This window comes from Pantoea sp. SO10 (assembly GCF_005281435.1).
GTDB classification, from domain to species: domain Bacteria; phylum Pseudomonadota; class Gammaproteobacteria; order Enterobacterales; family Enterobacteriaceae; genus Pantoea; species Pantoea leporis.
Map to the genome: position 1 here is coordinate 986923 of NZ_CP040095.1, position 23266 is coordinate 1010188.

Consider the following 23266-nt stretch of genomic DNA (forward strand, 5'->3'; position numbering starts at 1 on the left):
TGCCAGGCTTACTCTTTGTAGGGATTTGCTGATTACCTCAAAAACCACAAGAAAGGAGGCCTAACGTGAGCTATCAAACTGTCGTGGAACTCAAGTCGCTGGCACAGCGCAAACCCACCAAATTTACCGTCGGCGACACCGATGTGGTACTGATTCGTGACGATGAGCGGGTGCAGGCGTTTCAGGCCAAATGCCCGCACGCCGGGGCGCCGTTAGAGCAGGGCGCGGTGTGTGGCGACAAGCTGATCTGTCCGTGGCACAAAGCGGTGTTTCAGCTGCAGGATGGGCAGATGTGCGAGCCGCTGGCGCTGGCGAATCTTAAGCGTTATCCGGTGCGCATCGAACAAGGCAAAGTGCTGGTCAGCCCACAGGCGATGTCGCCCGCCAGTGCGCCCTCCGCACAAGGTGAGTCACCGGTATGCGTGATTCTCGGTTCGGGCGCGGCGGGGAGTGCGGCAATCTGGACGCTACGCGATGAAGGTTTTAAAGGGCATATTGTGTTGATCGAGCGGGAATCGGCCGCACCTTACGATCGCACCGCACTGAGCAAATTCGTGCCGTCCGGCAAAATGGCGATTGAGGATGTACCTAAGCTGCTGCAGCAGGATGTGCTGGGTACGGTGGAGCGGATTCAGGGCGATGTCGAGCAGCTCAAAGCGCTTGAGCAAACGCTGATCCTTAAAGGCGGTCAGCAAGTGAAGTTTGACCAACTGCTCATTGCCAGCGGCGGCGTGCCGCAACCGCTCGATATACCGGGTAACGATCTCGACGGCGTGCATCTGCTGCGATCGCTTAATCAAGCCGATGAGTTACTCAAAGAGGTGGATAAAACCGAGCAGCTGGTGATTATCGGCAACAGCTTTATCGGTATGGAGATGGCAGGTTCGCTGCGTAATCGTGATGTTGATGTCACGGTGATTGCGCGCCATCCGCTGCCGTTTGCTAAACAGTTTGGCGAAGAGATTGGCCGCCACTTTTACGATCTGCATCGCAGCAACGGCGTGAAGTTTGTCGAAGGCGATCCCGTGGCGCTGGAAGGCGAGGGCAAAGTCACTGCCGTGCGCCTGAAGAGTGGCAAAAAAGTCGATGCCAGCCTGGTGCTGTTTGGCACGGGCGTGGTGCCGGCGACCTCATTCATCCACGACCTGCCGCTGGAGGACGATGGCAGCTTGCTTACCGACAGCCAGCTGCGCGTGGCCGATAACATCTGGGTGGCCGGTGATATCGCCAGTTATCCGTCAGTGCAGGGCCCACAACGCATTGAGCACTATCGCGTTGCGCACCAGCAAGGGCGCATCGCGGCGCTGAATATGTTAGGGAAAAAGATCCTGTATGACCGCGTGCCGTTCTTCTGGACCGCGCATTACGGTACCCGCTATGAGTATCTGGGGCATGCGGAAGAGTGGGACGATTACCGGCTGCTGGGATCGCTGCAGAATAAGCAGTTTATCGCTTTCTATTGTCAGGAGGGGATGATTGCGGCGGTGTGTTCTGCCGGGTTATATACGCTGACAGCAGCGCTGGTGCAGGAGATGCAGCAGCCCATGACGCTGGCGCAGGGTATTGCGCTGTATGAGGCGTACGCAGCGGCCTGATGCCCTCACCCCGGCCATCTCCCACAGGGAGAGGGAGACGCAGCCACATGCCCGATCGGACCCCTCTCCCGCTTGCGCGAGTTCGCCACATGCTCGATCCGTTCCCTCTCCCGCTTGCGGGAGTTTGCCACATGCTCGATCAGTTCCCTCTCCCGCTTGCGGGAGAGGGTTAGGGTGAGGGGCAAAGCGCACCGATCACTGCTTACTCAATGCCTCAGACTTCGCCATACACTGCTGCATCGCATTCATCACCGCGGCGCGGAAGCCTTTCTCTTCCAGCACTTTCACCGCTTCGATGGTGGTGCCGCCTGGCGAGCACACCATATCTTTCAGCTCGCCGGGATGCTTGCCGGTTTCCAGCACCATCTGCGCCGAACCTTTGACCGCCTGTGCCGCAAACTGATATGCCTGCGCACGCGGCATGCCGCCGAGCACCGCCGCATCGGCCATCGCTTCGATAAACATAAACACATAGGCTGGCGCTGAGCCGCTCACGCCAACCACCGCGTGAATCAGGTATTCATTTACCACCGCCGCTTTGCCGAAGCTTTCGAAAATCCCCACCACTTCATCCACTTCATGCGCTTCCACCAGCACGTTTGGCGTCACCGAGGTCATACCTTCGTTCACCAGTGATGGCGTATTGGGCATCACGCGGATGATTTTGCGATCGTGGCCGAGCACCGATGCCAGAGAATCCAGCGTCACGCCTGCGGCGATCGAGACCACCAGCACATCTTTCTTCAGCTGGCCGGCAAGATCTTTCAGTACTTTGAGAATCACATTGGGTTTCACCGCGCCAAACAGGATATCCACTTCGCGCGCCAGACTTTCCACGCTGTCTGCGGCGGTGACGCCATATTGCTGCGCCATCGCCTGATTGGTGGCGGGCTTACGGTCGAACACCCAGATATTGGCGGGGGCGATCTGCCCGCTGTTGACCAGTCCGCTAATGATGGCTTTCGCCATATTGCCGCAGCCGACAAACCCGATTTTCTTCTCCAGCATCGCTTTATCCTCTAAGTGGTTCATTTTCTGTGGGGGTAAGCTTACGTCAGCGAGGATTAATAACAAGGCGGGCGGCCAGCAAAAACAGTTGCCATTCTGCCGTAGCACGGCAAGATCAGCCTCATTGTCTGTGAAAAAGGAGTCATCATGTCGATTTGGGTTGATGCCGATGCCTGTCCCAATGTCATCAAAGAAGTGCTGTACCGCGCGGCTGAGCGCACCAAAGTTACCGTGACCTTTGTCGCCAACCAACCGCTGCGCGTACCGCCGTCGCCGTGGCTGAAAACGCTGCAGGTTGCTGCCGGGTTTGACGTGGCGGATAACGAGATTGTGAAACGGGTGCAGCCCGGCGAGCTGGTGATCACCGGCGATATTCCGCTGGCGGCAGAAGTACTGGAGAAGGGCGCTGCGGCGCTGAATCCGCGCGGAGAGCGTTATTCAACAGACACCATTCGTCAGCGCTTAACCATGCGTGACTTTATGGAAACGATGCGCGCCAGCGGGATTCAGAGTGGCGGCCCGTCGACCTTAAGCCAACGCGACCGCCAACTGTTCGCCAATGAACTAGATAAGTGGTTACGTCAGCGCTGATCAGACGAAGCTATCATCGTCGTCAAAGTCGCCGCCGCTGCCAAAGTCACCGAAATCATTGTTGTCCGCCAGGTTGTTATCCCAGCCCGAGTTATCATTCAGGAACGCATTGTTGCTGTCGTTGCCGTTAAAGGTGTCGAGGCTGTTATCGACCTGCGGCAGCGCCGGTTCGTTGATGATGTTAACGATCTCTTCCGGCTGCGAATGGTGGAACATGCTGGTCAGCATATCCGCCATCACCACGCCGCCCGCCACGCCAACGGCCGTCTGCAATGCGCCGCCGAGGAAGCCGGTGCCGCGTGCCGCCGGCGCAGCAGATTGCTGCTGTGGTGGCGCATATTGCTGTTGTGGCTGCGGCGGTGGATTCACCCACGCTGGCTGCTGCTGTGCCGCCGGGCGCGATCCGCCACCAAACAGGCTGGAGAGAAAACCGCCGCTGCTCTGCTGCGGTGCCTGTTGCTGCTGCGCCTGCGCCAGACGATTTTCCAGATCCGTAACCTGCGCATTAAGCTTTTTCAGCGCCGCTTCCTGAATCAGGATCGCCTGTGACATGTAGTAAGGCGCGCCGGGCTGATTCTGTAAATGCTGTTTGATTAACTGCTCTGCGCCAGCATCACGCGGGCCGCTTTGCGTCTCAGCCTGTTTCAGTCGGCTGAACAGGTTTTCAATAAGTTGTTGTTCTTCGCTTTGCATGGGGAACCCTCCGTTAAGGTATGCCTCATATATGAGGGCGCGACCAAAGAAAGTAAATCAGCGGCCTGGTAAGGAAATGTTGGCCGCTGTTACATTTGGCCCGATGCACGATTCATGCATTGTTTTTTGCAGCTTAATCAAAGGACTAGCTTAGGATGTGACTGAAATACGCGTAAATCGTGCCTCGCGGGTGGCTGATAAAATAAAATCCAGGTATTATGCGACGCATTATTGACCTGATGACGTTGCCCGTGCGGCACATTACGGCGGAGGATGAGCCCGGATGTCATTACCCATCTATCTGATCGGCGCACGCGGTTGCGGTAAAACCACGGTTGGCCAGGCGCTGTCGCAAGCGCTGGGCTATGCCTTTAACGATACCGATCACTATTTGCAACTCACTACGCAACGCAGCGTGGCGGAGATTGTGGCATCTGAAGGGTGGGATAGCTTCCGCGCCCGCGAAACGGAATCGCTGCGCGCGGTCACCGCTCCGAATACGGTCATCGCCACCGGCGGCGGCATGGTGTTGGCGGAAGTGAATTGTCGCTTTATGCGCGAACACGGCCAGGTGATTTGGCTGAACGCGCCTGCAGACGTGCTGGCCGATCGTCTGGAACATCAGCCGGAAGCCGCGCAGCGTCCCACCTTAACCGGCCGCCCGATTGCCGAAGAGATGGGCGATATTTTGCGTGAGCGTGCTCATTTGTATCGCCAAACCGCGCATCATGAAGTCAACGCGATGCAATCGCCCGATCGCGTAGTAGAGCAAATTCTGCAATCGCTCTCTTTAGCGCGCGCCAGCTAAACCCTCAGATTTCTCTCTGTTTCTTTGCAGCGATCCTCAGTTGTCTATACTTAGCGTTAGGCAGAGGATCACCGCTGTCTGTGGACAACTGATAGAAGAGGGAAAACAATGCCAACGAAACCACCCTATCCGCGCGTCGCGCGTATTGTCGCCGTTGAAAAAGGTTCGGCGGATCAAACCGTCACCTGGTATGAATTGCGTGCCGACCATCCCAAACCCGATACATTAATAAGCGAACACAAAAGCGAAACCGAAGCGCAAGATGCCAAAGAGCGCTACGAAGACGCTGAAAAAGATTAAGTTTACCCGTCATATTTCAAGCTGCAGGTGCGTTGGCTGCATGTGTTCACCCCAGTCACTTACCTAAGTAAGCTCCTGGGTTTCACCCATTTGCCGCCTCCCTGCAACTTGAATTATTTAGGGTAAAGAATCTCAGCCGAAAAACTGCAATATTCCAAAAAAGTTACACACTTTCCTGCGGAATATTTAACTCACCTGATTACGTCATTTATTTCCCACTTCACGCCGTATTTTATTCTGCCTTAAATTCCCTCAGAAACGTCCGGCTTAAAATTTGCGCTTGACCGTCAAAGCATCGCGCTTTACTTTCTGGTTATTGAAAGAGGAACTGTGTTCCATATAGTGAAACCAACGCCATGACCACACTCGAAAATGCCTCCGCTGTACTGAAGCTGTTTCAGCGCTTTGGCGTGACGCAGGGCCATCCCGGCTTGACCTTTACCGAGGTGGTGGATGCGTTAGGCATGCCGAAAAGCACGGTCTCGCGCCTGTTGGCGACCATGGAAAGTGAAGGCTTACTTGAGCGTGATGGAGAGAGCCGCTGCTTCCAGATTGGTCGCGTGCTGCTGTCGGTGGCGGGTCACTATCTGTCGACGCCGCTGGTGGATAGCGCGTCGGCGCCGATGGCGCGCCTGGCGGCCAGCAGCGGTTGCATGGGTTATATCTCGGTGTTGGATGGCGACGATGTGCTGGTGATGCGCATGTATCACGGCCGCTTCTTCACCCAGTTGGTGACGCCGCCGGGCTCGCGCGTTTCATTAACCGGCACTTCGACCGGACGCGTGCTACTGGCGCAGCTCAGTGATGACGAGGTTCGCGAACGTTTTGCCAGCAACTGGCAGGCGGCTTCGATGAACTCGCCGCTGAGCGTCGATGCGTTATGCAAAGAGTTAGCGGTAATTCGCCAGCAAGGCTGGGCACTGGCGCGCAATGAGACGCTGCCGGGCATCAGTTCGCTGGCGGTCGCGGTAACCAATAAACATCGCGGTGAAAGTGCCGCGCTGTGTCTCTCGTTTTTATCGCAAGAAGCGGCGCCCGGATATCCGGAGAGGCTGCTCAGCGAACTACGCGCAACGGCTGCACTGATGGCCGAAAAATACGGCGCATAATCCTGTCCAAAACAGGAAACCCTATTTTAGTTTTGAAGGCGTTTATTCGCGCCACACCAGGGAAATAGCAGGTCCTCGGACCTGCTTATTTCAATAATCAGGGAACGATTAATATAAAAACGTTGATGTCCCGCGTGTCGGGCACTGCGAATTAAAGCGTTTTCTACAGGGTGAAAATACGGGGATCTCATGCGTCAAAATAATCCAATAAAAAGCGTTGGCGTTGCCTTAATGCTGGTTCTGCTGTCCGTTGCCGGCGCCATCATTGGGGTTCAGCTTATTACCACCATTGGGGTAACACCCAATACCTCTATTATCGGCGCGCTGTTTGCCATGCTGCTGGCGCGTATTCCGCTGCAATGGTTTCGTCGCTATCGCTCCATTGAAGTACAAAACCTCGCGCAAACCGCCATCTCCTCTGCCACCTTCGGTGCGGCCAACAGCCTGTTGATGCCGATTGCGGTGCCGTGGGCGCTGGGTGAGCCGCAACTGGTGCTGCCGCTGTTTGTAGGCGTCAGCGCGGCGATGCTGCTCGATGCTTATTTACTCTATCGTCTATTTGATACCCGCGTCTTCCCGGCCAGCAATGCGTGGCCGCCGGGCGTGGCGGCAGCCGAAGCGATCAAAGCCGGTGACAAAGGCGGTCGTCAGGCTTGGCTGCTGGTGGTGGGGATTGTTGGCGGCATCGTGGGTTCGATGCTGAAGATCCCGATGTCGGCATTTGGTACCGCGTTTATCGGTAATATCTGGGCGCTCAGCATGCTCGGTATGGGTTTCCTGCTGCGCGCCTACGCGCAACCGGTTGCTGGCATTGATATCAACGCACTCTATATTCCGCACGGCGTGATGGTCGGTGCCGGTTTGGTGGCGTTAATTCAGGTGGTGCAGGTGATTCGCAGCCGCCGCAATGATCAGGTCAACGTCAGCCGTAGCGACAGCGAAGTCAAACGTTCGCTGGGTTTCGGCACCGTCGGTTACATCGTCATCTCCACGCTGCTGGCGCTGGCGGGCGGTCTGTGGAGTCAGATGGGCCTGCCGATGCTGGTGCTGTTTATCCTTTACGCTGCCTTTGCTGCCTTCATGCATGAATTGATTGTTGGTATCGCTGCCATGCACTCTGGCTGGTTCCCGGCCTTTGCGGTGGCGCTGATCACCCTGATTCTCGGTATTCTGCTCGGCTTCCCGCCGCTGGCCTTGTGCCTGCTGTGTGGTTTTACCGCCGCTACCGGTCCGGCGTTTGCCGATATGGGTTATGACCTGAAAGCCGGCTTTATCCTGCGCGGTAACGGTGCCGATGTGCAGCAAGAGCTGTGGGGTCGCCGTATCCAGCTGATCGCCGCGATGATTGCCTTTGTGATCTGTATTCCCGTGGTGTGGTACGCGCACACCATTTTCTTTGCCGAGAATCTGCTGCCGCCGGTGGCGCGCGTCTATGCCAAAACCATTCAGGCCGGTGCCGAACCGGGGATAGCCGGCAACCTGCTGATGTGGGCGATTCCGGGCGCGATTATTCAGTTGATCGGCGGACCAAAACGTCAGCTTGGCGTCCTGCTGGCGACCGGCTTGTTAATCAACAACGCCGCGGCAGGTTGGGCGGTGATGGTGGGCATCGCGCTGCGCATTATCATCCTGCGCGTGTGGGGCGAGCGTGGACGTTCACCGATGGAGGTGATGGCCGCCGGATTTATCGCGGGCGACGCGCTCTACAGCTTCTTCCATTCACTTTTTGCCAGCGGCAGCAAAAAATAATCCAGGAAATTGATGATGAGTTTACAGCAGACACTGCAGGTCTTTGAGTTACTCGATAGCGCTTACATCGATGGCCAACAGGTGGTCGATCTGTTCGCGGCCTATCCGGGCGTCACCGCCAGCACGAAACGCGTTAGCGGGCCAAAAGGGCGGACCGATTTCGTCCGCATCGATATCCCCGGCGCGCAGGGCAAAAGCAACGGCGGCAGTGCGCCAACGCTCGGCATCATTGGCCGTCTCGGCGGTATCGGTGCGCGTCCAACGCGCATTGGTATGGTGTCGGATGCCGATGGCGCCGTCGCAGCGGTGAGCAGTGCGTTGAAGCTGGCGCAGATGCAGACCAAAGGCGACGTGCTGGCCGGTGATGTGATTATCACCACCCACATCTGCCCGGATGCGCCAACCCGTCCGCACGAGCCAGTCGATTTCATGGATTCGCCGTGCGACGACATCACCATGAATGACAACGAAGTGATCGCTGGTGTTGATGCGATTCTGTCGATCGATACCACCAAAGGTAACCGCATTCTCAATCACAAAGGCTACGCGCTGTCGCCGACGGTGAAAGAGGGCTACATCCTGCGCGTGTCAGAAGATCTGTTACGCATCATGGAGATGACCAGCGGCAAACCGGCGGTTACCTTCCCGATCACCACGCAGGACATCACGCCATACGGCAACGGGGTTTATCACCTCAACAGTATTTTGCAACCTTCCACCGCGACGGATGTGCCGGTGGTCGGCGTGGCGATCTGTGCCGAATCGGTGGTGCCGGGCTGCGGCACCGGCGCCAGCCACGAAGTGGATATCGCTTTAGCCGTGAAGTTTGCGGTGGAAGTGGCGAAAGAGTTCGGGCGTGAAACCTGTCACTTCTACGACCCACAAGAGTACGCGCTGCTGCTCTCTTTGTATGGTAGTCTCAGCCATCTGCGCACCCGGAAAGCCTGATGATGAACATCTCCCTGGTCACACTGACGATTGGTCAATCACCGCGTAGCGACATTCTGCCGCTGCTGCTGGAACATCTGCCCGCCGAGCAGGTAGCGCATGCCGGTTTACTTGACGGCCTGACGCTAGCCGAAGTTGAGCTGCAGTATGCGCCCGCGCCGGGCGACAAGGTGCTGGTATCGCGTATGACCAGCGGCGAGCAGGTGCGCCTGTCCGTAGCAAAAGTGGAGCAGGGACTGCAACGTAAGATCAACGCGCTGGAGCAGCAGGGCTATGACACCATTTTGCTGCTGTGCACCGGCGAGTTTGGCGCGCTGAAAACCCAATCCGCCTTGCTGCTGGAGCCCGATCGCATCATCCCGCCGCTGGTAAGCGCGATTGTGCAAGATCATAAAGTCGGGATTGTGGTGCCGGTGGAAGAGCAGATTGCCGAGCAAGCCAACAAGTGGCGCAATCTGACCACTCCGCCGTGTTTTGCCGTCGCCAGTCCGTATCTGGCGGAGCAGGCCGATTTGGTGGAAGCGGGCTTGTCGCTGCAGGAGCAGGGCGCGGATGTGGTGGTGCTGGATTGCATCGGCTATCACCAGCAGCACCGCGATTTCCTGCAGAAAATGCTGGGCATTCCGGTACTGCTGTCGAACGTGCTGGTGGCCAAGCTGGCGGCAGAATTGATCGTCTAACGCAGGGAGATCACAAGTTGCGATCTGTGGCGCTAATTCGCGTGACAGATCAGTGAGTTCCTTAGTAATCTGCCAGTCACGATAATGTGCTGTGAGGAAGTAATATGCTCAATACAAGTGAGTATTTCGACGGAAAAGTGAAATCCATTGGTTTCGACAGCGTGACCATTGGCCGTGCCAGCGTTGGCGTGATGGCCGAAGGTGAATACACCTTCGGCACCAATCAACCGGAAGAGATGACGGTGGTGAGCGGCGCGCTGAAAGTGCTGCTGCCGGGCGAAACCGAGTGGAAATGGTACGAAGCTGGCACCAGCTTCAACGTGCCAGGCCAAAGCGAATTCCATCTGCAGGTGGCAGAGCCTTCTTCTTATCTGTGCCGCTACCTCTAAACTCAAGCTTTAGAACATCTTAAACCTGCGACTTCTGTTGAAGCGCAGGTTTTTTTATTGCGCACCCCACGAAAATCCTGCTGGTTTGTCGTGGGGTCACCCTTAATGGCGACCAGGATCGAGAGGATTAACGCTTCGCTTCGCCGCCTAACGCTTCGACCAGATTGCTGATCAGTGCGGCCAGTTCGCTGGTCATCAGAATGAAATCGGCATCGAAACGCTGGGCGAAATCATCGCGGTCGATGTCATCATTTTGCTCACGCAGCGTGTCGCTGAACTTCAAACGCTTCACTGAAGCATCATCGGCGATAACAAACTGAATGCGTTCCTGCCAGTCAAGCGCCAGTTTAGTGACCACTTTACCGGCTTCAATGTGTGTAGCGATTTCGTCGGAAATCAGATCCTGCTTCTTACAGCGGATCACGCCGCCATCTTCCAGCATCGCTTTCAGTTCGGCTTCATCCATCAGGGCAAAACCGGCGGGCAGTTCACCCGAACGCACCCATTCGGTCAGCGTCAGTTCGATCGGATTTTCCAGCGTCAGCGGCACCACCGGCAGCGAACCGAGGCTTTTACGCAGCAGCGCCAGCGTATCTTCGGCTTTCTTGGCGCTGGCGCAATCGACGATGATCAGGTTATTAACGGTGTCGATCCACATATACGTCTGGCTGAAACGGCTAAACGCGCGTGGCAGCAAGCTGTGCAGCACTTCATCTTTCAGCGAATCTTTCTCGGTCTTCTTCAGCTTGCGGCTCTGTTCCGCCTCCAGCTTGTCGATTTTGGCTTCCAGCGCCTGCTTCACTACCGGCGACGGCAGAATCTTCTGCTCGGTGCGTGCACAAATCACCATCTGACCGTTGATTTCGTGCGTCAGCGCTTCGCTGCGGTTGCCCATCGGTGAAACCCAGCCGGTTTTCGCCATATCCTGGCTGCCGCATGGCGAAAAGGTAAAGGCGTCGAGCTGTTTTTCCAGATCGTCTGCGGACAGCGGAATGTCACGATTCAGACGATAAACCATCATATTTTTAAACCACAACATCGGGATTCCTTACCGTGGGTGCGATCGGGCGCACAAGTCTCAAAGTCAGCGCGCATGATAGCGAAACATCGGATTGGTTTCATTGCCTTTCCCGATTCAGCCTTCTACTGTATTGGTCACCAGAACGAATAATGAGGAATAAATCGTGCGCATCGGGATTGATTTAGGCGGGACCAAAATTGAAGTGATTGCACTATCTGATCAGGGTCAGGAGCTGTTCCGTCATCGCGTTAACACCCCGCGTGACGACTACGCTGCCACGGTTCAGGCGATTGTCGATTTAGTGCTGCTGGCGGAGGAGAAAACCGGCCAGCAGGGCACGGTCGGCATCGGCATTCCCGGCACGATTTCGCCCTACACGCAGCGGGTGAAAAACGCCAACTCCACCTGGCTGAACGGTCAGCCGCTGGATAAGGATTTAGCGCAGGCGCTGAATCGTGACGTGCGTATTGCCAACGACGCGAATTGTCTGGCGGTTTCCGAAGCGGTAGATGGCGCGGGCGCGGGTCAGCCGCTGGTGTTTGCGGTGATTATCGGCACCGGATCGGGCGCGGGCGTAGCGATTGGCGGTGAGTCGCGCATTGGCGGTAACGGCAATGCTGGTGAGTGGGGCCACAATCCGCTGCCGTGGATGGATGAGGATGAATTGCGCCATCGTGCGGAAGTGCCCTGTTATTGTGGATTGCAGGGCTGCATTGAGACCTTTGTATCGGGTACCGGCTTCGCTATCGATTATCAGCGTCTGAGCGGTAAAGCGCTGAAAGGCGCGGAGATCATCAAGCTGATTGAGCAGCAGGATCCGGTGGCGGAACTGGCGATGAATCGCTACGAAATGCGTCTGGCGAAATCACTGGCGCAGGTCGTGAATCTGCTGGATCCCGATGTGATTGTGTTGGGCGGCGGCATGAGTAACAACGATCGCCTGTACCAAACCGTGCCGGCGCTGATGAAGCAGTGGGTGTTTGGCCGCGAGTGTGAAACGCCAGTGCTGAAGGCGGTACATGGCGATTCAAGCGGCGTGCGCGGGGCGGCATGGTTGTGGCCGTTGAAAGGGTAGTTTCTGTTACGCACCTCTGTATGTGCTCGCTTTCCCCCTCCTCGGTTTGTGCTCGCTTTCCCCCTCCTCGGTCCTCCCCCATAAATGGGGGAGGAAGATGCTGCCACATGTTAGTGCTGAAGCTGCATGTGGCAGCGTCTCCTTCCCCCGCTTGCGGGGGAAGGCCGGGATGGGGGACAGCCAGCACGAACCCACTCACTCACCCACTAACATCGAATCCTGCGGCGCGTTATCGCGCTGGGCTTTCGTCGCCAGGAAGTAGACATATCCCACCGCCATAATCGCCACAAACAGGCCGCCAATCACCGGGTTGAACCACAGCATCGCCACCAGACACACCAGCGACAGCACCAGCGCAATGCCCGGCACAATCGGATAGCCAGGCGCACGGAAGCTGCGTTCCATCTCTGGCGCAGTGCGACGCAGTTTGAACAGGCTCAGCATACTCATCAGATACATCACAATCGCGCCGAACACCGCCATGGTGATCATCGCAGCGGTCAGCGTCATGCCTTGCAGATTAATGAAACCATCGCTGTAGATCGCGGCGATGCCAATCAAACCGCCGGCGATAATCGCGCGGTGCGGCGTCTGAAAGCGTGACAGCTTCGCCAGACTTTGCGGCAGATAACCGGCGCGGGCGAGGGCGAAGAACTGGCGCGAATAGCCGAGAATAATGCCGTGGAAGCTGGCAATCAGGCCAAACAGACCAATCCACACCAGCATGTGCATCCAGTTGGAGTTTTCACCCACAATCATCTTCATTGCCTGCGGCAGCGGATCGTTGATGTCCGACAGCTTGCGCCAGTCGCCAGCACCACCGGCCAGCAGCATCACGCCAATCGCCAGCACCACCAGCGTCAGAATGCCGGTGATATAGGCTTTGGGAATGGTGCGTTTGGGATCTTTGGCCTCTTCGGCCGCCATCGCCGCGCCTTCAATCGCCAGGAAGAACCAGATGGCGAACGGAATCGCGGCAAAGATGCCAGACATCGCCGGCATGCCGAAGTGATCGCTGCCCGCCCAGCCGTTAGCGGCAAAGTTGGCGATGCTGAAGCCCGGCGACACCACGCCCATAAACACCAGCAGCTCCAGAACCGCCAGCACGGTGACCACCAATTCGAACATCGCCGCCAGCTTAACGCCGAGAATGTTCAGCGTCATGAAGACGATATAGGCGCCGACCGCGGCGGTTTTCGGATTGAGATCGGGATATTGCACGTTGAGGTAAGCGCCAATCGCCATGGCGATCGCCGGCGGTGCGAACACGAACTCAATCAGCGTGGCGAGGCCCGCGATCAAGCCGCCGGTTTCACCGAACGCGCGGCGGCTATAAGCAAACGGACCGCCCGCATGCGGAATCGCGGTGGTCAGTTCGGTAAAGCTGAAAATGAAGCAGGTATACATGGTGGCGATCATCGCGGTGGTGATCAGAAACCCTAGCGTGCCCGCCACGCCCCAGCCGTAACTCCAGCCAAAATATTCCCCGGAAATCACCAGTCCAACCGCAATGCCCCACAAATGCAGGGTGCCCAGCGTGGGTTTGAGCTTATTCGTCATCATCTTCTCCCCGTCGTCATTGTTGGTGCGGCAGCTTCACCGCGCTTTTTTATCTTTGCGCTACAGTGAAGTGATAATGCCGCTGCCGGACGCGGGAAAACTTGACGCGGGCGCAGTGAGTTTTGTCCTCCACGGTCAACTCTAAGGCAAGAAAAGTGCCAGATGCACGCTGCGGTCAACTTTGGGTTGTCTGCGGTCAAGCAGTCAGGACGACGTCATCCCATGCTGATACCACTTGCTTGATGCTGGAGATTGATGAATGAGTGCCGAACAGTCCGATACCTTAACCGATACTGAAATCACCTTGCTGGCGCATCAGGCGCTGGCCCGTTATCCCGCGGCACTGCGCGGCGAACTCAAGCTGCTGTGCCGCTCGGAAAATGCCACCTTCCTGTTGCAGGCGGCGGGCAAACGCTACGCGCTGCGTCTGCATCGTCCTAACTATCACAGCAAAGCGGACATTCAGAGCGAGCTGCTGTGGCTGGATGCGCTGCGTGGCATTGGCATCATGGTGCCGCAGGCGATCCCGGCCAGCGAGGGTGAGACCGTGCTGACGCTGCCGATGGCAAACGGCGCCCAGCGCTACGCCGTGTTGTTCCACTGGATTGAGGGTGACATGCCCACCACCGATGTCGATCCCAAAGCGTTTCAGCAGCTGGGTCACATCACCGCGCGCTTGCATCAGCACAGCCGCAGCTGGCAGAAACCGGCGGGTTTTCAGCGCATCATCTGGGATCATCACACCATGGTCAGCGATCATAGCCATTGGGGACGCTGGCAGGATGCGCCGAACCTCAATCCGGCCGATCACGGTATCGTCGCCGAAGCGGTAGCGCGCGTCGGGCAGGAGCTACAGGGCTTTGGCAAAGGGGCGGATCGTTATGGTTTGATCCACGCCGATCTGCGTCTGACCAACCTGCTGCTGCATAAAGGCGAAACGCGGGTGATCGACTTTGATGACTGCGGACTCGGCTGGTATCTGCACGATCTGGCGGCGGCGATCAGTTTTGTTGAGCACCATCCGCGCGCCGCCGAATGGGTGGATAACTGGATCCTCGGTTACGAAAAAGTGGCGCACATCAGTGATGACGAGATGGCGCTGGTGCCGACGCTGCTGATCCAGCGCCGCATTCAGATGACCGCGTGGATGGGATCACACGCGGAAACGGAAATGGCACTGAGCCTTGGGCCGCGCTGGGCCGATCACTCGGTGCGCCTCTGCCGACGTTATCTGGAAACCAATCAGCTGCCGGTTGGCGTTTGATGCACCAGCAGTGAGCAGCTTTGCGCTGTCGCGGCGCAGCAAAGGTCGCCATTCATGGCGACCCTGCGACAAAATCCGCAAATCATCCGCCTGGTACGAATATTGCTGGAATCCTCAACCTGTTTCACTCGCGCCACACGCAGAGGTTCCGATGCAATCACTCATAACACCCACTGAAGCCTTGAGCGCCTTGTCCGTCAGCGCCAGCAACCGCGGCGTTTTGGCGGCGGCGGCCACCGGACTGAGCGGGTTTATCACTGACAAAGGCGGCGATGTCGATCGTATTTTTGGCATCAGCGGCATCAACTCCGAACTGCTGGCGAGCCCCACGCTAAGCCTGGGTTTGGTGAACTACTGCCGCGTGATGGAAGAGGCAGCGCGTCATTCCGGTTTTGATAACTTCGGTTTGCATTACGGTAAGCAGTTCAAACCGCAGTCATTAGGCTTGATTGGGTATATCGGCCTCTGTTCGCCCACGCTGGAGCAGGCGCTGCACAACGTGGTAAATGCCTTTCCGTGGCATCAGCACGACACGCTGACGCGGCTGGTGGATAAAGGCGAGTGCTGGCGGCTCGATTATCAGGTGCGCCACGGCGCGATCCTCTCCAGACGTCAGGATGCGGAGCTGACGCTCGGCATGTTTCTCAACTTGATCCGCCACGTTGCCGGCAAAAACTGGGCACCGCGTGAAGTGCACTTCGAACATCCGCGCCCGGAGCAGTGGCACGAGCACTGCAAAGTATTTGATGCGCCGGTGTGGTTTGATCAACCGTTCAACTCATTACTGATCCCGAAACGCGATCTGCTGCGCAGCATGCCGGAACAAGATCCGATGTTGCTGATGGTGATGCAGGATGCTATCCGCCGCCTGAACAGTTGTGCCAGCCTGCAAAGCGTGGTGGAGCAGGCGCGATCGCAGGTCAATCTGTCGCTGATGCAGGGCGAACCGGTGCTGGAAGAGATTGCCGAAAAAATGGGCTTGTCGAGCTGGTCGCTGCAACGGCGGCTGCGTGAGGAGGGCAGCAGTTTCACGGCGCTGGTGGACAAGGTGCGCTGCGAGATGGCGACGCACTATCTGCAACAGAAGCAGCTGCCGATCTCAGAGATGGCGCTGCTGCTCGGCTATTCCGAAGTCAGCGCTTTCTCCCGCGCCTTCCGCCGCTGGTTTGGCATCAGCCCGCGCCAGTGGCGCCAGGATGGCTCGGCGTTGCCGGGGCAAAACCGAACCACGCTGGCTGGCTAGCGTCCGGCGGCGGCGGTAAATCTTTGCTTTGACCAATCAACTGCCAGGCGCGCAGGCACAGCGTTTCGTCGCCTTGCGTCTGCGTCACCGCGTAGCGCCCGCTGTTTTGCCACTCAAGCCGCACCAGACATTGCTGACCGGCATAACGGCGCGCATCGCGGAAATGCTGGTTGAGCTGATGCTGCATCTCATCAGTCCATTTGCAGGATGCGCTGCCCGGTGCGCTCTGCGGCTGACACAGGTTGGCGATGCTATCCTGTTGCTTTGGCTGAGAATGCTGACAAGCGCTGAGCGTCGCAATAATCATTAACCCGCCCAATAATCCCGCCATTCGATTAATTAAATTCATTAATATGCCTGTGTTTTCACTAAAGTTCCTCTCCCTCACTGCCGACAGTCTACAGACCGACTCAACCAATGCTATGGCATTACTCTGACTATCGGCAGAACCAGAATTTGCCGCAGCCTTGCGGCTTTATCTCCTTTTGATTCATGGATTAGAAATGCAGAAAAAATATGCCCTTGCGGCACTCTCCTTGTTAAGCGCCACGCTGCTCAGCGGCTGTGCGACCGAATCGTCACGCGCCATTGAAGCGCCACAGGTGCGTGCGGCCAGCCAGCCCGCGTATCAGGGCGTGCGCAGCCCGATTGCGGTTGGCCAGTTTGATAATCGCTCCTCGTACATGAACGGCATCTTCTCCGATGGCGTGGATCGTCTTGGCAATCAGTCGAAAACCATTTTGGTCACGCACCTGCAGCAGACCAATCGCTTCAACGTGCTGGATCGCAGCAACCTGAAAGAGTTGCAGCAGGAAGCCGGCTTTAAGAAGAGCGAGCAGAACATCAAAGGTGCGACTTACATCATCACCGGCGATATCACCGAATTTGGTCGCAAAGAAGTGGGCGATCAACAGCTGTGGGGCATTTTGGGGCGCGGTAAGAACCAGATCGCCTATGCCAAAGTCAACCTGAATGTGGTGGATGTCACCACCTCAGAAGTGGTGTACAGCGCGCAGGGCGCGGGTGAATTCAAGCTGTCAGCGCGTGAGATCGTCGGTTTCGGCGGCACCGCCAGCTATGACTCCACTCTCAACGGCAAAGTGATGGATCTGGCGATTCGTGAAGCGGTAGATCATTTAGTGGATGGCATTAACAGCGGCGCATGGCGTCCGGCGAAATAAGGATATTGAGCATGAAAGGGTTGCAACTGAGTGCGGCGCTGATCGCTGCGGGTGTGCTGGCTGGCTGTGCGCCAAAAGGGCCGGAACCGATCTATTACTGGGGCGATTACCAGCAGCAGATCTATAGCTATTACAAAAAAGATAGCGATCCGCAGAAGCAGATCGAAGCGTTGAATCTGGATATTGAAAAAGCCAAATCGGTCAACAAACCGGTTGCGCCGGGCCTGCACGCGCAGCTCGGCCTGCTGTACGCCAAAACCGGTGCTACCGATAAAGCCTTCGGCCAGTTTGCCACCGAGAAGCAGCTGTTCCCGGAATCGGCGCCCTATATGGACTTTCTGATGAAGAAAAAACAAGGAGTTGCCCAGTGAAAAAGCTGATTGTGTCTTTAGGCGTGCTGGCCACGCTGCTATTGACCGGCTGCGCGCATAAAAAACCATACGATTACAGCGCCTTCCGCGCCAGCAAGCCGGCCTCAATTCTGGTGCTGCCTGCGGATAACCGCGCGCCGGATGTGAACGCGGCGAACAGCTTCACCTCGCTGGTGACGCGTCCGCTGGCGGAAGCGGGCTATTACGTGTTCCCGGTGGCGGTGGTGGATGAAACCTTCCAGCAGAACGGATTGACCAACGGCCATGAAATTCAGGCTGTCAGCCCGCAGCGTCTGCATGACATCTTCCACGCCGACAGCGCGCTGTACATTTCAGTGACCGATTACGGCAGCAGCTATCAGGTGATCCAGAGCGTGACCAGGGTGTCGGCGACGGCGCGTCTGGTGGATTTGCGCAGCGGTAAAGAGCTGTGGCAAGGCATTGCCACCGCCAGCGACGCGGAAGATGGCAACAACAATAATGGCGGTATCATTGGCATGTTGGTGTCAGCGGCAATCAAGCAGATCGCCAGCAATGTATCGGATAAGGCACACACCATCGCCGGTGTGACCAGCGCCCGTCTGCTGGCGCAGAACGAGCAGGGCGGTTTGCTGGCCGGCCCCCGTTATAAGTTGGTGAGTACGCGATAAAAGAATGCAGTGAATCGTAGCGGCGCGATTTATCGCGCCGCTACCAATGGTGCGTTTTTAAGCGAGATCGCCCGGCAACTCCAGCTTGCTGTAACCCAGGCCATTCATCTTGCGGACACGGATCTGCACCGGAATACGCTCTTTCATCGCTCCGACATGGCTGATCACGCCGATGGTTTTGCCGCTGGCGTTGAGGGCATCGAGCGCATCCAGCGCGGTATCCAGCGTCTCGGCATCCAGCGTGCCGAAGCCTTCGTCGAGGAACAGCGATTCGATGCGCGTTTTATGACTCACCAAATCTGACAGCGCTAACGCCAGCGCCAGGCTGACGAGAAAACTCTCGCCGCCCGATAGCGTGCGCGTATCGCGCGTGGCGTCAGCTTGCCAGGTATCAACCACTTCCAGCTCCAGCTCTTCACTGATGCGGCGCTGCAGCAGATAGCGACCGTGCAGGCGATCGAGCTGACGGTTCGCCAGCCACACCAGATGGTCGAGCGTCAGACCTTGTGCGAAGCGGCGGAATTTATCGCCTTTGGCCGAACCCACCAGATCGTTCAGACGGCCCAGCTGCGCCAGTTCCACTTCATCGGTGGCGATTTGCGTCAGCAACGATTGCTGCTGCAAACGCTGTTGTGCATCGCTGTGTAACTGCTGCTGCGCTTCGCCCTGTTGACGGGCATTGTCACGTAACGTCACGCGCAGCTGTTCCAGCTGCTGCTGAATCGTGGCGGCGATCTCGTCGCTAAGTTCCAAAGGCCGCTGCTGCTGATGCGCCGTCCAGCGCTGCATAAGCTGTTCGCTGAGGGTGAGCTGCTGCTGGCGCTGTTGATCGAGCGTCTGCAACTGCTGGCGCAGCTGCTGCACCTCGCGCTCCTCCAGCAGAGCGGCACGTAGCGCGCTTTCATCCGCAAAATCACTCTGCTGCAGCGCGGCGAGGAAGGCGCTTTCTGCGGCGGCAGCGCGCTCACGTAAGGTGTGTTGCTGCGCCGCGATCTGCTCGCACTGGCCATTCAGGCCGTGCAGCAAGCTTTGCGCCTGTTGCCACTGCTGAAGCTGCTGCGCCAGCGCCTGTTCACACTGTTGCAGCGCAACATGCTGCTGCTGCCGGGCTTCTGCCACCTGACGATCGCCAAACAGCTGTTGACGCTGTTGTTGCTGCTGCTGGCGCTGCTGCTGCAAAGCGCTGAGCGTCTGCTGCAGCTCATCCAGCCGCTGCTGTTCACGCGCCAGATTCTGCTGCAGGCTGCTGCGCTCGCTTTCGGCTTTCGCCAGCTGTGGCTGCAACTCGCCGTGTAACCGTTCATTTTCCTGCCATGCGATCCAGCGTTGTTGTAGGGTGCGCAGCCAGCTTTCCCGCTCAGCGACATCTGGCAGGACGAGTTGATGCTGCGTCAGCTGCTGTTCCAGCTGCTGCGCCAGTTGCTGCATGGCGCTGCGTTCGCTGGCCTCGCGCTGGCTGATTTCATCCAGCGTCTGCTGCGTGCTGGCGATCTGCTGCTGCGCCAGCTGCTGCTGATTCTGATGCTGCTGCCACAGCTGCTGCTGTTGCAGATGCGCATCCTTCGCCTGCTGCAGCGCACGCGCGGCGTTTTCCCGCGTCTGCAGCTGCTGTTGCTGCAGCTGTTCCTGCGCATCCTGCTGCTGTTGCCATTGCGCAAAATCGTCCTGCTGCTCCAGCGTGCAGGTAAGTGCCAGCTCACCGCTCAGCGCTTGCCATTGGGTGTTCACCGTCGCCAGTTGCTGATCGTAATCGCTGATCTCCTGCTGCAACGCCTGCTGCTGTTGCAGCGACAGTTTCTGCTGCTCGCCTTTGGCGGTGCCGGACTCTTTTAGCTGCGCCACGCACGTTTCCAGCGCGATTAAACGCTGCTGATTGGCACCGGGCTCAAGCTGCTGATATTGCGCAATCGCCGGATGCTGGCACGAGCCGCACAGCGGGCAGGGCTGATCCGGCTGCAGTTTAGCGCGCTCGTCGGCCAGCTGGGCGATGGTGCGCTCCAGCTCGCAGATTTTGCGCACATCGAGCAGCGCCTGATGTTCCCGTTTGTACTCCTCGCGCAGCGCCTGTAACGCCTGTTCCGCGTCCTGATGCTGCTGCTGGAGCTGCGCCAGTTTCTGCTGACGCTGCAACCGCTGCGGTTGCAGCGCGCGCCACTGCGCGGCGAGCTGGTTAAGTTGCTGGCGCGCAGGGCGTTGGGTTTGATGCTGCGTCAGGGCGTCGCGCAGTTGCGCGCTGCCGATCTCCGCCTCAAGTGAAGTCAGTGCTTGCTCCGCTTGCAGGCGCTGCTGCGCGGCCTGCGCTTCGGCTTGCTGCAACGGTTGCGCCGCCTGTTCACGCTGAGCCTGCGCCTGTTGATGCTGCTCCAGCTGGCTGCGCTGCTGTTGGTGCTGTGCGATCAGCTGCGTCAGCGTCTGCTCGCGCTCATCCAGTCGGGTAATCTCCGCCTGCCAGCGCGTTAACTCCGCGCCCCAATGGGCGACAGCGGCTTCGCGAGTGCGGAATTCCTGCTGCTGCGCCAGCTGTTGTTGTAAACGTTCACTTACCTGCTGTTGCTGGCTGAGTGCGGTTTGGCTGGATTGCAGCGCCTGTTGCTGCTGCAGATGCAATCGCTGCTGTTCATCCAGCTGCTGCGAGAGGGTGGTGATGCGTTGATCGAGCGGGATAACCTGCTCGGTGAGCAGCGTTTCAAGCTGCTGCTGTTGCTGTAACGCCTGTTCGCGCGCCTGCTGCGCAGCCTGATAATGGTTTTCGCCCTGTTGCAGCGCGGTTTTGGCTTGCTGCCGTTGCGCTTGCAGCTGCTGCGATTGCTGTTCCAGCGCACGGAGATCGCCCTGCAACTGTTCGCGCTGCTGCAACTTCTCGCGCAGTTTTTCTGCCGGTTCGGCGCGCGCCAGCCGCTGAAGATCGCCATCCGCCTGCTGCCAGGCCTGTTGCGCGGCAAGCAGCGTCTGTTCGGCCTGCTGCTGCTCTTGCGTTAGCTGTTGCTGCTGCACCAGCCATTGCTGCTGATGCTGCGCCAGCGTTAGCTGTTCGCTCAGGATTTTCTCCTGCGTGCCAAGTTCCGCCAGCTGCTGCGTCAATTCTGCCCGGCGCGCTTCATCGAGCAGCGACATGCCGCCGGCGCGGGCGCGCAGCGTATCCAGCTCGCTGCGCGCGGTGCGCCAGCGCTCGTAGATCTGCACCGAGATTTGTCCGTAGATTTCGGTGCCGGTCAGCTCTTCCAGCAGCTCGGCGCGTTCGCCGGGTTTGGCATTCAGGAAGGCGGCAAACTGGCCTTGCGACAGCATCATTGAGCGGGTAAAACGGGCGAAATCGAGCCCCGACAGGGTCTCAATCGCTTTCAGCTTGTCGCCAACTTTATCGGCGATGATCTGATTATCGGCCACACGCGCCAGCTCGACGCGCGGTGCCTGCAGCTTACCGTCGGCTTGGCCGCGCGCGCGGTTCTGGCTCCAGAAGGCGCGCCAGGCTTCGCCTTTGATCTCAAACTCCACCTCCGCCAGACACTCGGCGGTGTCGCGGGTGATCAGCTCGTTCTGGGTTTGCGACAGCGTGCCGAGGCGCGGCGTCTGGTGATAGAGCGCCAGGCAAATCGCATCGAGTAAGGTGGTTTTGCCCGCGCCAGTGGCGCCGGTAATGGCAAACAAGCCGTTGCTGGCAAAGGGCTCACGACGGAAATCGATAAACCATTCGCCGCGCAGCGCATTGAGGTTCTTAAAACGTAGCGTCAAAATTTTCATGCGGATGGATTCTCCAGCGCGGCAAGCTGGGTGCGGAACAGCTGCGTTAACTGCTCGGCCTGCCCGGCATCCAGCTGATCTTCCTGCGCCAGTCGGCGAGCAAACACGTCTTCCACTTTTAGTTCGCTCAGGGTTTCGTTCTCCAGCCGTTCGAGGCTGCGCTGCCGCTGTTCGCGGCTGCGGCGCACCAGCAGCACTTCGACCGGCAGATTTTCGGTGAGCGCTTCAATGCGACGTTGCAGATCGCTGAGATATTCCTGCGTGGTGATCTCAATATCCAGCCAGACTGGCTGTTCGCTGGCGCTCGCGCTGAACTGCGCCAGCTGATGTTCAATCTCCGCCATCGAGCCTTTCAGCATCTGCATCGGCTGGAAGTGCGGGATGGTTAGCGGCGTAACGGTATCGAGCGTGGTGCTGAATTCCAGCAGGAAGACGCTTTTCTCGCGGCCAAGCTCATCAAAACTGAGCGGAATCGGCGAGCCGCTGTAACGAATGTGCTCGCTGTTGGCGATGCGCTGGGCGCGATGGATGTGACCGAGCGCGATGTAATCGGCGGGCGGAAACGCCTGCGCCGGGAAGGCATCCAGCGTGCCGATATAGATGTCGCGCACTGAATCGCTTTTAGTCACGCCAACGGTGGTGAGATGGCCGGTGGCGATGATCGGCAGCGTAACGTCCTGCGCATCGCGCTGCGCCTGCGCGGCGGCAAAACAGTGCTGATAATGCTGCTCGATCGCCTCCAGCAGCGAGATCTGCTTCTCGCGGCCGGATTGGCCGGCCTGGCTGCGCAGAATGTCGCGCGGACGCAGATAAGGAATGGCGCACAGCAGCGCACCCGGCGCGCCATCACGCTGCTTCAGGGTTAACACCTGCTGTTCGCCCTGCGGCGTGGCGCTGGTGATCACCTGCGTATTCAGGCAGGCCAGCAGCTCGCGCGATTCATTCAGCGTCGCCACCGAGTCGTGATTGCCCGCCAGCACCACCAATTGGCAGCCGCTTGGCTGCAGCGCCACCACAAATCGGTTAAACATTTCACGCGCGTAGCTCGGCGGCGAACCGGTATCAAACAGATCGCCGGCGATAATCAGCGCATCCACCTGATGCTGCACAATCTGATCCAGCAGCCAGTCGAGAAACGCCTGATGTTCCCGCGCGCGACTTTTGCTGTAAAAGAACTGACCGAGATGCCAGTCAGCGGTGTGAATGATGCGCATGTTTGCTCCGTGCTCTGTTTAGCGAAGGCGAATTATAACCACTTAAGATCACAAAGAAAAAAAGCAGAATTTTATT

At 58.0% G+C, this 23266-nt stretch carries 22 protein-coding genes; 15 read left to right on the plus strand and 7 right to left on the minus strand.

Going from position 1 to position 23266, the window contains the following annotated elements:
- Window positions 1-65 precede the first annotated feature (65 nt).
- Window positions 66-1595: an FAD-dependent oxidoreductase gene (locus tag FCN45_RS04475; protein ID WP_137385245.1), complete on the plus strand. Its 1530-nt coding sequence runs from the start codon at window positions 66-68 to the stop codon at window positions 1593-1595.
- Window positions 1596-1790: 195 nt separating this feature from the next.
- Here the strand turns inward: FCN45_RS04475 and proC are convergent, their stop codons facing one another.
- Window positions 1791-2603: a pyrroline-5-carboxylate reductase gene (gene proC / locus FCN45_RS04485; protein ID WP_137386850.1), complete on the minus strand. Its 813-nt coding sequence runs from the start codon at window positions 2601-2603 to the stop codon at window positions 1791-1793.
- Window positions 2604-2750: 147 nt separating this feature from the next.
- Between proC and FCN45_RS04490 the strand changes: the two genes are divergently transcribed.
- The gene (locus FCN45_RS04490; protein ID WP_008106050.1) at window positions 2751-3194 is read left to right on the plus strand and encodes a YaiI/YqxD family protein; all 444 of its coding nucleotides are present in this window, start codon (window positions 2751-2753) and stop codon (window positions 3192-3194) included.
- Here the strand turns inward: FCN45_RS04490 and FCN45_RS04495 are convergent, their stop codons facing one another.
- Complete coding sequence (locus FCN45_RS04495; protein ID WP_137385246.1) at window positions 3195-3887, minus strand: DUF2076 domain-containing protein; 693 nt, start codon at window positions 3885-3887, stop codon at window positions 3195-3197.
- Between the two features lie 283 nt (window positions 3888-4170).
- Between FCN45_RS04495 and aroL the strand changes: the two genes are divergently transcribed.
- From aroL to ppnP, 7 genes are all read left to right on the plus strand, one after another.
- Window positions 4171-4695, plus strand: coding sequence for a shikimate kinase AroL (aroL, locus tag FCN45_RS04500; protein WP_137385247.1), 525 nt, complete (start codon window positions 4171-4173; stop codon window positions 4693-4695).
- A gap of 108 nt (window positions 4696-4803) precedes the next feature.
- Window positions 4804-4995, plus strand: a complete 192-nt coding sequence (locus tag FCN45_RS04505; RefSeq protein ID WP_101762471.1) for a YaiA family protein — start codon at window positions 4804-4806, stop codon at window positions 4993-4995.
- 356 nt (window positions 4996-5351) lie between these two features.
- Window positions 5352-6104, plus strand: a complete 753-nt coding sequence (locus tag FCN45_RS04510; protein WP_137385248.1) for an IclR family transcriptional regulator — start codon at window positions 5352-5354, stop codon at window positions 6102-6104.
- 189 nt (window positions 6105-6293) lie between these two features.
- On the plus strand, window positions 6294-7853 hold the full coding sequence (locus FCN45_RS04515; protein ID WP_137385249.1) for an OPT/YSL family transporter: 1560 nt from the start codon (window positions 6294-6296) through the stop codon (window positions 7851-7853).
- Between the two features lie 15 nt (window positions 7854-7868).
- Window positions 7869-8801: a DUF1177 domain-containing protein gene (locus FCN45_RS04520; protein WP_110867768.1), complete on the plus strand. Its 933-nt coding sequence runs from the start codon at window positions 7869-7871 to the stop codon at window positions 8799-8801.
- Window positions 8802-8803: 2 nt separating this feature from the next.
- Window positions 8804-9481, plus strand: a complete 678-nt coding sequence (locus FCN45_RS04525; RefSeq protein ID WP_137386851.1) for an AroM family protein — start codon at window positions 8804-8806, stop codon at window positions 9479-9481.
- A 104-nt stretch (window positions 9482-9585) separates the two neighbouring features.
- Entirely contained in the window at window positions 9586-9870 is a 285-nt protein-coding gene (gene ppnP / locus FCN45_RS04530; RefSeq protein ID WP_101762466.1) for a pyrimidine/purine nucleoside phosphorylase, read from the plus strand.
- 127 nt (window positions 9871-9997) lie between these two features.
- Here ppnP and rdgC read toward each other — a convergent pair whose 3' ends face one another.
- On the minus strand, window positions 9998-10909 hold the full coding sequence (gene rdgC, locus FCN45_RS04535) for a recombination-associated protein RdgC (protein ID WP_008106069.1): 912 nt from the start codon (window positions 10907-10909) through the stop codon (window positions 9998-10000).
- A gap of 145 nt (window positions 10910-11054) precedes the next feature.
- Here rdgC and mak point away from each other — a divergent pair, with 145 nt between their 5' ends.
- Window positions 11055-11966: a fructokinase gene (gene mak, locus FCN45_RS04540; protein WP_110867766.1), complete on the plus strand. Its 912-nt coding sequence runs from the start codon at window positions 11055-11057 to the stop codon at window positions 11964-11966.
- A gap of 195 nt (window positions 11967-12161) precedes the next feature.
- On the opposite strand, the gene eat is transcribed toward mak, so the two are convergent.
- Window positions 12162-13526 (minus strand): ethanolamine permease, encoded by a 1365-nt coding sequence (gene eat / locus FCN45_RS04545; protein ID WP_061717487.1) that lies wholly within the window; start codon window positions 13524-13526, stop codon window positions 12162-12164.
- 259 nt (window positions 13527-13785) lie between these two features.
- On the opposite strand from eat, the gene FCN45_RS04550 reads away from it, so the two are divergent.
- On the plus strand, window positions 13786-14790 hold the full coding sequence (locus tag FCN45_RS04550; RefSeq protein WP_137385250.1) for a phosphotransferase enzyme family protein: 1005 nt from the start codon (window positions 13786-13788) through the stop codon (window positions 14788-14790).
- Window positions 14791-14941: 151 nt separating this feature from the next.
- On the plus strand, window positions 14942-16033 hold the full coding sequence (locus tag FCN45_RS04555; protein ID WP_137385251.1) for an AraC family transcriptional regulator: 1092 nt from the start codon (window positions 14942-14944) through the stop codon (window positions 16031-16033).
- On the opposite strand, the gene FCN45_RS04560 is transcribed toward FCN45_RS04555, so the two are convergent.
- Window positions 15963-16382 (minus strand): cell envelope integrity TolA C-terminal domain-containing protein, encoded by a 420-nt coding sequence (locus FCN45_RS04560; RefSeq protein ID WP_101762460.1) that lies wholly within the window; start codon window positions 16380-16382, stop codon window positions 15963-15965. The two genes, FCN45_RS04555 and FCN45_RS04560, sit on opposite strands and share 71 nt — an antisense overlap.
- A 154-nt stretch (window positions 16383-16536) precedes the next feature.
- Here FCN45_RS04560 and FCN45_RS04565 point away from each other — a divergent pair, with 154 nt between their 5' ends.
- The 3 genes from FCN45_RS04565 to FCN45_RS04575 are packed head-to-tail and all read left to right on the plus strand — an operon-like array spanning window position 16537 to window position 18235.
- The gene (locus FCN45_RS04565; protein ID WP_101762459.1) at window positions 16537-17214 is read left to right on the plus strand and encodes a CsgG/HfaB family protein; all 678 of its coding nucleotides are present in this window, start codon (window positions 16537-16539) and stop codon (window positions 17212-17214) included.
- 11 nt (window positions 17215-17225) lie between these two features.
- Window positions 17226-17585, plus strand: coding sequence for a DUF4810 domain-containing protein (locus FCN45_RS04570; RefSeq protein ID WP_101762458.1), 360 nt, complete (start codon window positions 17226-17228; stop codon window positions 17583-17585).
- Window positions 17582-18235, plus strand: coding sequence for a DUF799 domain-containing protein (locus tag FCN45_RS04575; RefSeq protein WP_137385252.1), 654 nt, complete (start codon window positions 17582-17584; stop codon window positions 18233-18235). Before FCN45_RS04570 ends, FCN45_RS04575 begins: the two co-directional genes overlap by 4 nt.
- Window positions 18236-18292: 57 nt before the next feature.
- Here FCN45_RS04575 and FCN45_RS04580 read toward each other — a convergent pair whose 3' ends face one another.
- Together FCN45_RS04580 and sbcD are read right to left on the minus strand one after the other, a co-directional pair.
- Complete coding sequence (locus FCN45_RS04580; protein ID WP_137385253.1) at window positions 18293-21976, minus strand: AAA family ATPase; 3684 nt, start codon at window positions 21974-21976, stop codon at window positions 18293-18295.
- Window positions 21973-23190 carry an exonuclease subunit SbcD gene (gene sbcD / locus FCN45_RS04585; RefSeq protein WP_110867760.1) on the minus strand — a complete coding sequence of 406 codons (1218 nt, stop codon included), beginning with the start codon at window positions 23188-23190 and terminating at the stop codon, window positions 21973-21975. The genes FCN45_RS04580 and sbcD overlap by 4 nt, the downstream gene beginning before the upstream one ends.
- Between the last annotated feature and the right edge of the window lie 76 nt (window positions 23191-23266).

Bases quoted from the DNA above. Each gene is read 5' to 3' on its own strand.
- proC (WP_137386850.1), bottom strand. From the start codon at position 2,603: ATGCTGGAGAAGAAAATCGGGTTTGTCGGCTGCGGCAATATGGCGAAA.
- FCN45_RS04490 (WP_008106050.1), top strand. From the start codon at position 2,751: ATGTCGATTTGGGTTGATGCCGATGCCTGTCCCAATGTCATCAAAGAA.
- FCN45_RS04495 (WP_137385246.1), bottom strand. From the start codon at position 3,887: ATGCAAAGCGAAGAACAACAACTTATTGAAAACCTGTTCAGCCGACTG.
- aroL (WP_137385247.1), top strand. From the start codon at position 4,171: ATGTCATTACCCATCTATCTGATCGGCGCACGCGGTTGCGGTAAAACC.
- FCN45_RS04505 (WP_101762471.1), top strand. From the start codon at position 4,804: ATGCCAACGAAACCACCCTATCCGCGCGTCGCGCGTATTGTCGCCGTT.
- FCN45_RS04510 (WP_137385248.1), top strand. From the start codon at position 5,352: ATGACCACACTCGAAAATGCCTCCGCTGTACTGAAGCTGTTTCAGCGC.
- FCN45_RS04515 (WP_137385249.1), top strand. From the start codon at position 6,294: ATGCGTCAAAATAATCCAATAAAAAGCGTTGGCGTTGCCTTAATGCTG.
- FCN45_RS04520 (WP_110867768.1), top strand. From the start codon at position 7,869: ATGAGTTTACAGCAGACACTGCAGGTCTTTGAGTTACTCGATAGCGCT.
- FCN45_RS04525 (WP_137386851.1), top strand. From the start codon at position 8,804: ATGAACATCTCCCTGGTCACACTGACGATTGGTCAATCACCGCGTAGC.
- ppnP (WP_101762466.1), top strand. From the start codon at position 9,586: ATGCTCAATACAAGTGAGTATTTCGACGGAAAAGTGAAATCCATTGGT.
- rdgC (WP_008106069.1), bottom strand. From the start codon at position 10,909: ATGTTGTGGTTTAAAAATATGATGGTTTATCGTCTGAATCGTGACATT.
- eat (WP_061717487.1), bottom strand. From the start codon at position 13,526: ATGACGAATAAGCTCAAACCCACGCTGGGCACCCTGCATTTGTGGGGC.
- FCN45_RS04550 (WP_137385250.1), top strand. From the start codon at position 13,786: ATGAGTGCCGAACAGTCCGATACCTTAACCGATACTGAAATCACCTTG.
- FCN45_RS04555 (WP_137385251.1), top strand. From the start codon at position 14,942: ATGCAATCACTCATAACACCCACTGAAGCCTTGAGCGCCTTGTCCGTC.
- FCN45_RS04560 (WP_101762460.1), bottom strand. From the start codon at position 16,382: ATGAATTTAATTAATCGAATGGCGGGATTATTGGGCGGGTTAATGATT.
- FCN45_RS04565 (WP_101762459.1), top strand. From the start codon at position 16,537: ATGCAGAAAAAATATGCCCTTGCGGCACTCTCCTTGTTAAGCGCCACG.
- FCN45_RS04570 (WP_101762458.1), top strand. From the start codon at position 17,226: ATGAAAGGGTTGCAACTGAGTGCGGCGCTGATCGCTGCGGGTGTGCTG.
- FCN45_RS04580 (WP_137385253.1), bottom strand. From the start codon at position 21,976: ATGAAAATTTTGACGCTACGTTTTAAGAACCTCAATGCGCTGCGCGGC.
- sbcD (WP_110867760.1), bottom strand. From the start codon at position 23,190: ATGCGCATCATTCACACCGCTGACTGGCATCTCGGTCAGTTCTTTTAC.